The organism is Sneathiella sedimenti (genome assembly GCF_017313765.1).
GTDB classification, from domain to species: Bacteria; Pseudomonadota; Alphaproteobacteria; order Sneathiellales; family Sneathiellaceae; genus Sneathiella; species Sneathiella sedimenti.
Genome location: NZ_JAFLNC010000002.1, coordinates 764,134 through 777,357 on the forward strand (window position 1 = coordinate 764,134; position 13,224 = coordinate 777,357).

Below are 13,224 nucleotides of genomic sequence, written 5' to 3' on the forward strand. Positions count from 1 at the left end.
ATGATGACGCCCACGCCCCACGACATAAGCTCACCCTTGCCGCCGCTACCGGGACATACCTCCCGCGGGCGGCTGGAAAGGGTGCTGCGCGCCGGGGAATTTGCTGTCACGGCCGAGCTTAACCCGCCGGACAGCGCGGATCCTAACGAGGTATTTGACCGCGGCGCAGTTTTTGACGGCTGGGTCGACGGGATTAATGCGACCGACGGATCTGGCGCCAACTGTCATATGTCCTCGGTCGGGATTTGCGCGCTGCTGACCCGTGTCGGCTATTCCCCGATCATGCAGATTTCCTGCCGCGATCATAACCGCATCGCCATTCAGGGAAATGTGCTGGGCGCGGCGGCGATGGGGGTAAACAACATCCTCTGCCTGACCGGTGACGGGGTGCAGGCCGGGGACCAGCCCGGCGCGAAACCGGTCTTTGATCTGGATTGCATGTCTCTGCTCCGGACCATCCGTCTAATGCGCGATGAGGGACGGTTTTTGTCCGGGCGCAAGATCACCTCGCCGCCGCAGGTTTTCCTTGGCGCCGCGATCAATCCCTTCGCGCCACCCTACGACTTCCGGCCCTTGCGCCTTGCCAAGAAGATCGAGGCCGGGGCGCAGTTTGTGCAGTCACAATATTGCTTCGATATCCCCATGCTGGAACGTTATATGGATCAGGTGCGCGATATGGGGCTGGATGAGCAATGCTATATCCTGGTCGGGGTCGGGCCACTTGCCTCTGCCCGGGCCGCCAAATGGATCCGCAGCAATGTACCGGGCATCCATATCCCGGATTCGATCATCGACCGGCTGGAAGGCGCAGAGAACCAGAAGCTGGAAGGCAAGAAAATCTGCATCGAAATGCTCCAGCATGTGCGCGAGATGAAGGGCGTCTCCGGCGCACATGTCATGGCCTACCGGCAGGAGGAACTGGTCGCCGAGATCGTCCATGAATCCGGCATTTTAAAGGGGCGCCGTCCCTGGACGCGTGAAAACAACCCCGATTACGAGGCGGTCGCCGAAGCCATTGAAACCGTCAAGGACCAGTCAGAGCATCCCATTGATCCGGAGGAGGCGGTCGCTGCCGCTTTTGAGGAACACTAAGTCGGTCCTGAACAAGAGAATAAGCGGTTCTGCCGTTTAATGAAAAAGAGTGACAATCGGCGAAAGCCCCGTTCAGTGAAGGTATGGCAGCATGACGGATACCCTTATTTCCTCAGCGACACGGGAAGTTATCATCGGGTTTGACCGCCCTTTCGTAATTATCGGGGAGCGCATCAACCCGACCGGTCGCAAGCTCCTGGCCGAGGAAATGAAGAATGGCGACTATAGCCGCGTGGAATCGGATGCGTTGGCACAGGTCGCTGCCGGGGCCCAAATGCTTGATGTGAATGCGGGCATCCCGCTCGCTGATGAGCCGCGTATCCTGGCGGAGGCGATCCAACTCGTGCAGAGCCTGACGGATGTGCCGCTCTCCATCGACAGTTCCATCGTTGCCGCGCTTGAGGCGGGCCTTTCCGTGTATCAGGGTAAGCCACTTGTGAACTCCGTTACCGGGGAAGAAGATCGGCTGGAAACGGTTCTTCCGCTGGTCAAGAAATATGGCGCGGCGGTCGTCGCCATCTCCAATGATGAAACCGGTATTTCAGAGGACCCGAACGTGCGCTTTGCGGTCGCCAAGAAGATTGTCGAGCGGGCACAGGATTACGGCATTCCGGCCTCCGATGTCGTGGTTGACCCGCTGGTGATGCCGGTGGGGGCCCTCAATGATGCGGGGCGGCAGGTGATGTCGCTGGTCCGTCGCCTCCGCGAGGAACTGAAAGTCAATACGACCTGCGGCGCGTCCAACTTCAGTTTTGGTCTGCCCAACCGTCATGGCATGAACGCGGCGTTTCTTTCCATGGCTATCGGCGCCGGCATGACCTCGGCCATTACCAATCCGCTGCATGAACCCGAAATGGCGGCGATCAAGGGCGCGAATGTGGTCATGGGGCATGACCCGAACTGCGTGAGCTGGATCAAGACCTTCCGCGAACCGGCAGCCGAAGGCAGCGATGAGGCCCGCCGCGCAAGTCGGCGGCGGAGACGCAATGCCTGACCGGTCACTGGTAAAGAAGAAAACCCACCTGATCGCCTTCATGCCCTCCGGCAAGAGGGGACGTTTCCCGAACGGCACGCCGGTTCTGGAGGCGGCGCGGCTTCTCGGCGTGGATATCGACAGCGTCTGTGGCGGTCGCGGTATATGCGGCCGCTGCCAGGTGGACATGACGGTCGGGAAATTCTCCAAGCATGGCGTGACCAGCCACAAAAGTTCCCTCTCGGCCTTTAATGAGGTGGAGCAAAAGTACAAAGAACGGCGCAATTTGAAAGACGGAAGGCGGCTGAGCTGTCAGGCGTTGCTGCTCGGCGATGCGGTGATCGACGTGCCGGCCACCAGCCAGGTGCATAAGCAGGTCGTCGTCAAGCAGGCGGATGACCGGAAGATCGAGATGGACCCCGCGATCCGGCTGCATTTCGTGCAGGTGCTGGAGCCGGACATGCATAATCCGACCGGTGATTTCGAACGGCTCTGCGCGGCACTGAAACAGCAATGGGACCTCGAGAATCTGGAATGTGATATCCGCACCCTGCAGAAACTCCAGAAGGTCCTGCGGGACGGTCATTGGAGTGTTACCGTCGCGGTTCATCGCGGTACCCGGATCACGAAAATCTGGCCGGGTTTCAATAATCAGGCCTATGGCATCGCGGTCGATGTCGGGTCCACCACCATCGCCATGCATCTGTGTGATTTGTCGACGGGCGCGGTAATTGCTTCTTCGGGCATGATGAACCCGCAGATCCGGTATGGCGAGGACCTGATGAGCCGGGTTTCCTATGTGATGATGAACCCCGGCGGGGAGTTGTTGCTGACGGAGGCTGTCCGCTCGGGCATCAATGGCCTGATCGCGGAAGTGACAACAGAGGCGAAAGTCGATCCCGATGATATCCTGAATGCGGTCTTTGTCGGCAATCCGATCATGCATCATCTCCTCCTCGGTATCGACCCGACGGAGCTTGGCGGCGCTCCCTTCGCCCTCGCCACCAATTCGGCGATGACGATCTGGGCGAGCGAGGTGGGCATGACGTCGAACCCGGACTGCCGCGCCTATTTCCTGCCCTGTATCGCGGGTCACGTGGGAGCGGATACGGCGGCGGTTATCCTCTCCGAGGCGCCCTATCTGCAAGAGCAGATGACACTGATCATCGATGTCGGCACCAATGCGGAGATCGTGCTCGGGAATAATGAACGGTTGCTTGCGGCATCGTCACCGACCGGGCCTGCCTTCGAGGGGGCGCAGATTTCCTGTGGCCAGCGGGCTGCGGCCGGCGCGATTGAGCGGGTGCGCATTGATCCGGAAACCCTGGAACCGCGCTTCAAGGTGATCGGCTCCGATCTCTGGTCGGATGAGGATGGGTTCGAGGAGGAGACGCGGAAAATCGGCGTTACCGGCATTTGCGGCTCTGGCATTATCGAGGTGATCGCGGAGATGTATCTCGCCGGAATTTTAAGCAGCGACGGCGTGATTGACGGTGCCATGGCGGCGAAAAGTCCGCGGATCGTTGCCGACGGGCGCACCTTCTCCTATGTCATCCGCGATGGCGAGAGCGAGATCAAGATCTACCAGACCGATGTCCGGGCGATCCAGCTGGCCAAGGCCGCGCTCTATGCGGGCGCGAAACTGCTGATGGACAAGCTCGACCTGGAAAAGGTGGACCGGATCCAGCTTACCGGGGCATTCGGCAGCCATATCGATACGAAATACGCAATGGTGCTCGGGATGATTCCCGACTGCAACCTCAAGGAGGTTCAGGCTGTCGGCAATGCGGCCGGTGTCGGGGCGCGGATTGCCCTACTTAACAATTCCGCACGGGACGAGATTGAGGAACTGGTGAAAACGGTCGAGAAGATCGAAACGGCGGTCGAGCCAAATTTCCAGCAATATTTTGTCGAGGCGATGGCCATTCCGCATAAGACCGCACCGTATCCGGAACTCTCCAAGGCGGTCAAGCTGCCTGCGCCGAAAATGCTCTCTGATACTTCCGGCGAAGGGGGGCGTCGACGCCGTCGCCGGGGCAAAGTGGAGGCCGCGGATTAATGTCGGACGCGCCGCTCGTCACTTGGGGTACGGCCGAAATGTTCCCGGTGGCATTTGGAGAAATGCGACGCCGAGACAAAACCGCAGGCAAGCGCCACCTCGATGATCGGCAGGCTGGTCTGGGTCAGTAGATAGCGCGCCCGGTCGAGCCGCAGCCCGAGATAATAACGCGTCGGCGAATAATCGAGATATTTTTGGAACAGCCGCTCCAACTGACGGGTTGAGAGGCCGACCTTGGTGGCAAGATCGCTGCAACTTAGCGGTTCTTCTAGGTTGTCCTCCATACAGGCGATGGCGGCGAGCAGTTTGGGGTGGGAGATACCGAGGCGGGCCCGCAGCTCCATCCGTTGGCGTTCCGTACCCTCCCGGATGCGGTGGTAAATCAGCTGGTCGGCGACAGCAAGCGCCAGTTCCTGGCTGGTTTCATTCGCGATCAGGCTCAGCATCATGTCAAGCGAGGCAGTACCGCCGGCGCAGGTATACCGGTTGCGGTCAATCTCGAACAGCTCTGACGTGATGTCGAGATCGGGAAAATCCTCGATAAAGCCCGACAGGTTCTCCCAATGGATGGTGCAGCGGTAGCCTTTCAGGAGGCCCGCCTTGGCCAGCACATGCGGGCCTGTGCAAATCGCACCGAGACTGGAGCCATGGGACGACAGCCGCCGCAAAGTCGCAATGATATGCGGTTCCGTATGTTTGTGGATATTGATCCCGCCGCAGGTAAAGACCGTCGGCAGCGCGGGCATGTCGTTGATGCTGCCCTGGACAGAGAATTCTATCCCGGCGGAGCTGACAGCGGGTTTACCGTCGATAGAAAAACATTCCCAGCTGTAGATAGTCTTGTCGCTGAGACGGTTTGCCAGTCGAAGCGGTTCAACCGCAGAGATGAAAGCAAGCGATGAAAATTCGGGCAATAGACAAAAGCCAATTCTGTGCGTGCCGCCCGGGGCTTTCGTTTCACTTTTCAAATTCGTGACTTCCAGCGAAAAATTACTTTGTATGTCTAAACGCTAATTCAGATTACAAAAAAGACAATCATTTTTTTGATGCAATCAGCCGATTAGGCGGCGCAAGCACCGCCTAAATCCTGATAGTCAGGGCAGGTCAGAAGAGGCCGACGATGTCGCCGTCTTCATTCACGTCGATGGCACTGGCGGCTGGAACGCGCGGGAGGCCCGGCATGGTCATGATATTGCCGCAGACCGCGACCACGAATTCCGCCCCGCCCGAGATACGCACCTCACGGATCGGGACAACATGGTTGCTGGGCGCGCCTTTCAGGTTCGGGTCGGTGGAGAAGCTGTACTGCGTCTTGGCGATACAGACCGGGTAATGACCGAATCCGCCGTCCTGTAGTTCCTTGAACTGGTCGCGGACCTTCTTGTCGGCAATGATGCCCTGTGCGCCATAAAGCGTCTGGGCGACGGTGCGGACCTTGTCCCAGAGTGGCAGCGCGTCGTTATAAAGCGGGGCGTAGTTGCTGCCGTTCTGGTCGATCTTGGCGACAACAGCCCGGGCGAGTTTTTCTGCGCCCGCGCCGCCATTCCCCCAGTGATCCGATTCGATGGCATCGACGCCCAGCTCCGCGCAGATCTGGCGAACCTCGTTGACTTCGTTTTCCGTATCGGCAGAGAATTTGTTGATGGCGACGACGACCGGAAGGCCGAATTTCTTCAAATTCTCCACATGGCGGGAGAGATTTTCCGCGCCATCCGTAACCGCCTTGACGTTTTCCGTGGAAAGGTTTTCTTTCGTTACGCCGCCATGCATCTTGAGCGCACGGATGGTGGCCACCACGACCGCGATTTCGGGTTTCAAGCCGGCCTTGCGGCATTTGATGTCGAGGAACTTCTCTGCACCGAGATCGGCGCCGAAACCGGCCTCGGTCACCACATAGTCGGCGAGCTTGAGCGCTGTCTTGGTTGCCAGCACGGAATTGCAGCCATGGGCGATATTGGCAAAGGGTCCGCCATGAATGAAGGCGGGGTTGTTTTCCAACGTCTGCACGAGGTTGGGTTGGAACGCATCCTTCAGCAGCACGGTCATCGCGCCATGGGCATTCAGGTCTTTTGCGAACACCGGTTCCTTCTCTCGGGTATAGCCGACGATGATATTTCCAAGACGGCGTTTCAGGTCGTCAATATCGGTGGCGAGGCAGAATATCGCCATCACCTCGGAGGCAACGGTGATATCGAAATGGTCCTCGCGGGGGAAGCCGTCGGCGATCCCGCCGAGACTGTTGACGATATTGCGAAGCGCCCGGTCGTTCATGTCTACAACCCGTCGCCAGATGATCCGCCGCTCATCGAGACCGAGCTGGTTGCCCCAGTAGATGTGGTTGTCGACCATTGCCGCGAGCAGGTTGTTGGCGACACCGATGGCATGAAAGTCGCCGGTGAAATGCAGGTTGATGTCGGTCATCGGAACGACTTGCGCATAGCCGCCGCCCGCCGCGCCCCCCTTCATGCCGAAGCAGGGGCCCAGGGAAGGTTCCCGCAGGCAGATAATTGTCTTCTTGCCGATCCGGTTCAGCCCATCCCCCAAGCCGACGGTGGTGGTCGTCTTGCCTTCGCCGGCCGGGGTCGGGGTCATGGCAGTCACCAGGATCAGCTTGCCGTCCGGCTTGTCTTTCAAGCTGTTGATATAGTCGAGGGAGAGCTTCGCCTTGTAATGGCCGTAAGGCTCCAGATTGTCAGCGTCAATCCCGAGACTTTCCGTCGCCACCTCGGCGATCCGCTTCATGGAGGCGGCCTGCGCAATGTCGATATCGCTTTTGGGATTCGTGTGTTGGTCGGTCATTGTGCTCTGTTCTCCCCCTGAAGGGCCGGTATTCTCTGGTTTTCCGGCCGTTTCGGTCAGAGTGGCGGGACAACCGGCCGGTGGCTATTCATAAAACGACACTTATTCTTCAACATGCGGAGCGGGGAAGGCGGGTCATGTGGATGTCGCTAATTTTCTAGTAAATGACCATTTGCGACGGTTGCCGGTGGCGCTAAGATGGCAAGGTCCCCTGTGTCCGGACGGAGTGAGGAATTTTCATGGTCAAATATTCGATCTTCACGATCGCGCGTAATGCGCTGACAGGCCATAAAAACTGGCCGAAGCAATGGCGCAGTCCGGAGCCAAAAGCCACCTATGACGTGATCATCATCGGCGGCGGCGGGCATGGCCTCGCCACCGCCTATTACCTCGCGAAGGAACATGGCGTGCGCAATATCGCCGTGTTGGAGAAAGGCTGGCTCGGTGGCGGCAATACGGCGCGTAATACGACCATTGTCCGGTCCAACTACCTCTGGGATGAAAGCGCGGCGATCTATGAGAAATCGCTCCAGCTCTGGGAAGGGCTGTCGCAGGACATCAACTACAATGTGATGTTGAGCCAGCGCGGCGTCCTCAATCTCGCCCATAGCCTCGGCGATGTGCGTGAAGGGGTGCGCCGGGTCAATGCCAACCGCCTTAATGGCGTCGACGCGGAATGGCTGGATGCGGAGGGGGTCAAGGACTTCTGTCCGATCATCAATATCTCCAAATCCGCACGGCATCCGGTTCTCGGCGCAACCTTGCAACGGCGGGGCGGTGTTGCCCGCCATGACAGTGTCGCCTGGGGCTATGCCCGCGCGGCCGACGCGCTGGGTGTCGATATCATCCAGAATTGCGAAGTGACGGGCATCAAGCGGGAAGGCGGCAAGGTCACCGGCGTCGAGACGACGCGCGGCGATATTGCGGCCAAGAAAATCGGCGTGGTCGCGGCGGGCCACAGTTCCGTCATCGCGGAGATGGCGGGCATCCGCCTGCCGGTCACCAGCCATCCGTTGCAGGCGCTTGTCTCCGAACCGATCAAGCCGGTGATTGATTGTGTTGTCATGTCGGGCGCGGTGCATGTCTATGTCAGCCAGTCGGATAAGGGGGAACTGGTCATGGGCGCCGGGATCGACAGCTTTAATTCCTACGCCCAGCGGGGCAGCTTCCATGTGATCGAGCACCAGCTAGGGGCCTGCCTGGAACTTTTCCCGATATTCAGCCGGGTGCGGATGATGCGGACTTGGGGCGGCATCGTCGATACCTGCCCCGATGCCTCGCCGATCCTGTCCGGTACGTCGGTGGAAGGCCTCTATTTCAACTGCGGCTGGGGCACGGGCGGGTTCAAGGCCACGCCGGGATCAGGCTGGTGCTTCGCCCATACGCTCGCAAACGACGCGCCGCATCCCTTGAACACGCCCTTCAGCCTCGCACGGTTCGAGAGCGGTGCCCTTATCGATGAACATGGCGCCGCTGGCGTCGCGCATTAGGAGGCGAAAGAGATGCTCAATATCGACTGCCCCTGGTGCGGCAAACGACATGAAACGGAATTCCGCTATGGCGGGGAGGCGCATATTGCCCGTCCGGAGGATCCCGCCATGCTCGATGATACGGATTGGGCGGCGTTTCTCTTCATGCGCAAGAATACGAAGGGTTATTTTGCCGAGCGCTGGCTGCATAGTCATGGCTGTCGCCGCTGGTTCAATGTGATCCGTCACACCGTCACCCATGAGATTGTCGGTGCCTACAAGATGGGCGAGAAACCACCGAAGCTGCCCAAACCTGCGGGAGGCGCCAAATGACGCAACATTTCCGCGCAACTTCCGGCGGCCGCATCAACCGCAGGAAGGCAATAAATTTCACCTTCAACGGCCAAAGCTACATCGGCTATGAGGGCGACACACTTGCCTCGGCGTTGCTGGCGAATGGGGTGCATCTTCTGGGGCGCAGCTTCAAGTATCACCGGCCGCGCGGCATCGTTGCCGCCGGGGCGGAAGAGCCCAATTCCATGGTCCAGCTTGGAGAAGGGGCGACGACCGAGCCCAATATCCGCGCGACGCAGATTTCGCTCTATGAGGGACTGACGGCCTCCAGCGTCAATGTCTGGCCGAATGTCGAGTTTGATATCAGTGCGATCAACGGCCTGTTTGCCAAGATCATGACGGCGGGCTTCTATAACAAGACCTTTATGTGGCCGCGGTCTCTCTGGATGAAGCTCTATGAGCCGGTTATCCGGCGTGCTGCCGGTTGGGGCAGGGCGCCGACAACGAGTGATCCGGATATTTATGATCATATGCATCTGCATGTAGAGGTGATGGTGGTTGGCGGCGGTCCGGCGGGCCTGATGGCGGCGCTGGCGGCAGGTCGGTCCTGCGCGCGGGTCCTGCTGGTCGATGAACAGAGTGAGTTCGGCGGGAGCCTACTTTCGACAAAACGGCAGATCGGCGGCAAGGATGAGACCGCCTGGATCGCCGATATGGTGGCGGAACTGGAGGCCATGCCCGATGTCACCTTGCTGCGGCGCTCGACCACCTTCGGCTATTATGATCATAACTATCTCTGCGTGCTGGAGCAGAAAACCGATCATCTGCCTGCAGCAGAACGCAAGGGCAAGGTGAGGCAGCGGGTCTGGCATGTCCGCGCGGGACAGGTGGTGCTTGCCACCGGGGCCCATGAACGCCCGCTCGTCTTTGCTGACAACGATCGGCCGGGCATCATGCTCGCAGGTGCCGTTCAGACTTATGTGAACCGCTATGGTGTATTGCCGGGCAAGAAGATGGTGCTGTTCACCAATAATGATGCAGCCTATGAGGCGGCGATTGACCTGCAGGCGGCGGGCGGCGATGTGGTCGCGATCATTGACTGTCGGCATGAGGTGAGCGGGGAGCTTGTCGATGCAGCGCGCGCCCTCGATATCGAGATTCTGGCGGGGTACGCAATCACCGGCACGTCCGGCGGCAAACGGGTTGAGAGCGTCGAGGTGCGTAAAATCCAGAAGGGCGCGAAGGTCTATACTTCCGCGGCCCGCTCGATCGACTGCGATCTTGTCGCCATGTCGGGCGGTTGGAGCCCGGTTGTCCATCTGTTCAGCCAGTCGCAAGGCCAGCTTCATTATGATGAGGCGAAGGCTTGCTTCCTTCCCGGCACGCCCCGGCAGGTGCAGCAGGTGGCCGGCGCACTCGCCGGTCAGTTCTCCTTAAAAGACTGCCTCGCGGGTGGATATAAGGCGGGGGCCGATGCGGCGCGCGCGACCGGTTTCACCCCGAAACGCAAACCCGCCGCGCCGGAAATCGATGAACCTGATGCTGGCGAAATTGAACCCTTTTGGGTCGTGCCCGGATCGCGCCCGATCGGGGAAGGGATGGCAAAGCATTTCGTCGATCTGCAAAATGATACGACGGCGGCGGATATCGAGCTAGCCGTGCGCGAAGGCTTTGAATCGGTTGAGCATATCAAACGCTATACCCTGACCGGATTCGGCACGGATCAGGGGAAGACGTCCAATATCAACGCACTGGCCATTCTCTCCGGTATTCTGGAAAAGCCGATCCCCAAGATCGGCACGACAACGTTCCGTCCACCTTACACACCGGTTTCCTATGGCGCACTGGCCGGGCGCAATCTTGGCGACTGGTCCGACCCGGTTAGGGTCACCAGTATCCATGACTGGCATGTGAATAATGGCGCCCTGTTCGAGAATGTCGGGCAATGGAAGCGCCCCTGGTACTTTCCGAAAGCAGGCGAGACCATGCAGGAGGCGCTCAACCGGGAATGTCTCGCCGTTCGGAACGGCGTTGGGGTTCTCGATGCGTCCACCTTGGGGAAAATCGATATTCGCGGGCCGGACGCGGCGGAGTTCCTGAACCGAATTTATACGAATGCCTGGCTCAAGCTTGGCGTCGGGCGGGTGCGCTATGGCCTGATGTGCCATGAGGACGGCATGGTCTTTGACGACGGCACCACGGCGCGGCTGGCCGACGATCGCTTTCTGATGACCACCACCACGGGCGGGGCGGCCGGCGTGCTCGACTGGCTGGAGGAATATCTGCAGACCGAATGGACGGACTTGAAAGTCTATTGCACCTCGGTCACTGAGCAATGGGCAACGGTTTCCATTGCCGGACCGAAGGCGGGGGCAGTGCTCAAAAAGCTCGCGCCGGAGATGGATATTTCCCACGAGAACTTTCCCTTTCTCTCCTTTAAGGAAGGCACTGTTGCCGGGCTGAAGGCGCGGGTTTTCCGCATCAGCTTCACGGGCGAGCTCACCTACGAGATCAACGTGCCCTGGACATGCGGCCAGGCGCTGTGGGAGGCGGTCATGGCGGCAGGCGCGGAATTTGATATCACGCCCTACGGCACGGAAAGTATGCATATCCTGCGCGCCGAGAAAGGCTTCATCATTGTCGGACAGGAGACGGATGGCACCACCACACCGCAGGACCTGGGGATGGACTGGATTGTCTCCAAGGTGAAGCCGGACTTTATCGGCAAGCGATCCTTCACGCGGACGGATACCGCCCGCAAGGACCGCAAGCAGCTTGTCGGGCTCCTGACCGATAAGCCGGATGACGTCCTGCCCGAAGGGGCGCAGCTTGTCTTCGATCCGCACGCGCCGAAACCCATGCCGATGGCGGGACATGTAACGTCGAGTTATTACAGCGCCACGCTTGGACGCTCCATCGCGCTGGCGCTGGTGAAAGGCGGCCATGACCGGAAGAGGCAGAAAATCTTTGCCCCGCTAGAGGGCAAAACCGTGACGGCAGAAATTGTCGATCCGGTATTCTATGACAAGGAAGGGGAGCGCTTGAATGGCTAAAAATAGCCCCTGGATAACCCCCGCCGCCGCGATTGCGAGAGATTTCCCCGCAGGGCTTACGGAGCTTTCTCCGCGAGCACAGGTGAATTTACGCGGGATCCTCGATGAGTCGTCCTTCATGACGGCAGTGAAGACCGCGACCGGTATCGATTTGCCCATAACGCCCAACAAGGTTGCGACGGGGAAAGACCATAAGGCGCTCTGGTTGTCGCCGGATGAGTGGCTGCTGATCGGTGAGGGGGAAGCGGACGCACTCGTGCATAGGCTTGAAAACGCGCTCACGGGTCAGCATGTCGCAATCAACGACGTTAGCGCCAACCGAACGATATTTGAGCTGTCGGGCCCGCATGGTCATCATGTACTGATGAAAAGCTCGGAGTTTGATTTTCATCCGCGGGTCTTCGCGCCCGGTGATTGCGTCCAGACATTGATCGCAAAATCGCAGGCCATTGTCGAGCAGGTGGGAGAGGATGCGTTCCATATTTACGTCCGCAGTTCCTTTAGCCGTTATGTCGGGGCCTGGTTGGCGGAAGCTCTCGCAGAGTATGGCGCGCCCGCATAATTTTTTGGAATTTGTTGATTTCACCGTAAATTGGATGGATTAAATGTGGAGTTGTGCCGCCTCTGCTGCTATGTAGGAGCATCCGAATTCACAGGCGATCCGTGAACCTATGTCCAAAACCGTTGTTATGACAGCCCCCGTTAAAGGCGAACTCGCCGATTTAACGGAATTTACCTGTTCGTTGGCCAGGACCGCGGCATCCGTTACCCGGTCCTATTTCCGCAAACCCATCGATGTTATCCAGAAAATGGATAAGTCCCCGGTCACCATCGCTGACAGGGAATGCGAGACGCGGCTGCGCGAAATGATCACGGAGCGTTATCCGGGTCATGGCATTCTCGGTGAGGAACATGGATTCGAGGGCAAGGAACTATCTGAAATCTGGGTGGTGGACCCGATCGACGGCACCAAAAGCTTTATTTCCGGTTTACCTCTCTATGGCACGCTGCTGGCCTATACGCGGGACAAGAACGCCCAGATCGGGGCGATTTCCATGCCCGAACTTGACGAGTTCTGGATCGGCGTCAGGGGAGAGGGCTGCTTCTTCAACGGCAAACCATGCCGGACCAGCGGCTGCCGGTCCCTTGAGGAAGCCATTCTGATGACCACCTCCGTCGAGTATTTCACGCCGCAGAACCGTGAGAAATTTCAGTCCTTGAGCCAGAAGACACGCCTTCGCCGATACGGCGGCGATTGCTATATCTATGCGATGGTGGCGTCCGGCTGGGCGGATCTTGCGGTGGAAACCGGTTTGCAGTCCTATGACTATATGGCCCTCGTCCCGGTGATCGAGGAGGCGGGCGGCGTGATTACGGACTGGTCGGGCAACCGACCGAACCTTAATTCGGACGGCTCAATTGTTGCCGCAGCAACGAAAGAACTTCATCAACAGGCGCTTGAGATTTTGGGCCGTTAGAGTAGGC

General features: G+C 59.0%; 10 protein-coding genes. 8 read left to right on the plus strand and 2 right to left on the minus strand.

The genetic code is table 11. The annotated features are described in order from the left end of the window. From J0X12_RS08795 to J0X12_RS08805, 3 genes are all read left to right on the plus strand, one after another. Complete coding sequence (locus J0X12_RS08795; RefSeq protein ID WP_207044390.1) at nucleotides 1–1,092, plus strand: methylenetetrahydrofolate reductase; 1,092 nt, start codon at nucleotides 1–3, stop codon at nucleotides 1,090–1,092. A 91-nt stretch (nucleotides 1,093–1,183) separates the two neighbouring features. Next, a complete protein-coding gene (locus tag J0X12_RS08800; protein WP_207044392.1) occupies nucleotides 1,184–2,086 on the plus strand; it encodes a methyltetrahydrofolate cobalamin methyltransferase in 903 nt (300 codons plus the stop codon). Beyond that, nucleotides 2,079–4,124, plus strand: a complete 2,046-nt coding sequence (locus tag J0X12_RS08805; protein WP_207044393.1) for an ASKHA domain-containing protein — start codon at nucleotides 2,079–2,081, stop codon at nucleotides 4,122–4,124. The genes J0X12_RS08800 and J0X12_RS08805 overlap by 8 nt, the downstream gene beginning before the upstream one ends. Here the strand turns inward: J0X12_RS08805 and J0X12_RS08810 are convergent. Both J0X12_RS08810 and J0X12_RS08815 read right to left on the minus strand, forming a co-directional pair. Beyond that, entirely contained in the window at nucleotides 4,121–5,092 is a 972-nt protein-coding gene (locus J0X12_RS08810; protein ID WP_207044395.1) for a GlxA family transcriptional regulator, read from the minus strand. The genes J0X12_RS08805 and J0X12_RS08810 overlap by 4 nt on opposite strands. Nucleotides 5,093–5,228: 136 nt before the next feature. After that, nucleotides 5,229–6,923: a formate--tetrahydrofolate ligase gene (locus tag J0X12_RS08815; protein ID WP_207044397.1), complete on the minus strand. Its 1,695-nt coding sequence runs from the start codon at nucleotides 6,921–6,923 to the stop codon at nucleotides 5,229–5,231. A gap of 239 nt (nucleotides 6,924–7,162) precedes the next feature. On the opposite strand from J0X12_RS08815, the gene J0X12_RS08820 reads away from it, so the two are divergent. The 5 genes from J0X12_RS08820 (at nucleotide 7,163) to hisN (ending at nucleotide 13,217) form a co-directional block, all read left to right on the plus strand. Next, the gene (locus tag J0X12_RS08820; RefSeq protein ID WP_207044399.1) at nucleotides 7,163–8,413 is read left to right on the plus strand and encodes a sarcosine oxidase subunit beta family protein; all 1,251 of its coding nucleotides are present in this window, start codon (nucleotides 7,163–7,165) and stop codon (nucleotides 8,411–8,413) included. 12 nt (nucleotides 8,414–8,425) lie between these two features. Further along, complete coding sequence (locus J0X12_RS08825) at nucleotides 8,426–8,725, plus strand: sarcosine oxidase subunit delta (RefSeq protein WP_207044401.1); 300 nt, start codon at nucleotides 8,426–8,428, stop codon at nucleotides 8,723–8,725. Beyond that, nucleotides 8,722–11,739 carry a sarcosine oxidase subunit alpha gene (locus tag J0X12_RS08830; RefSeq protein ID WP_207044403.1) on the plus strand — a complete coding sequence of 1,006 codons (3,018 nt, stop codon included), beginning with the start codon at nucleotides 8,722–8,724 and terminating at the stop codon, nucleotides 11,737–11,739. The genes J0X12_RS08825 and J0X12_RS08830 overlap by 4 nt, the downstream gene beginning before the upstream one ends. Next, nucleotides 11,732–12,301 carry a sarcosine oxidase subunit gamma gene (locus J0X12_RS08835; RefSeq protein WP_207044405.1) on the plus strand — a complete coding sequence of 190 codons (570 nt, stop codon included), beginning with the start codon at nucleotides 11,732–11,734 and terminating at the stop codon, nucleotides 12,299–12,301. Before J0X12_RS08830 ends, J0X12_RS08835 begins: the two co-directional genes overlap by 8 nt. A gap of 109 nt (nucleotides 12,302–12,410) precedes the next feature. Continuing rightward, entirely contained in the window at nucleotides 12,411–13,217 is an 807-nt protein-coding gene (hisN, locus tag J0X12_RS08840) for a histidinol-phosphatase (RefSeq protein ID WP_207044407.1), read from the plus strand. Nucleotides 13,218–13,224: the final 7 nt, after the last annotated feature.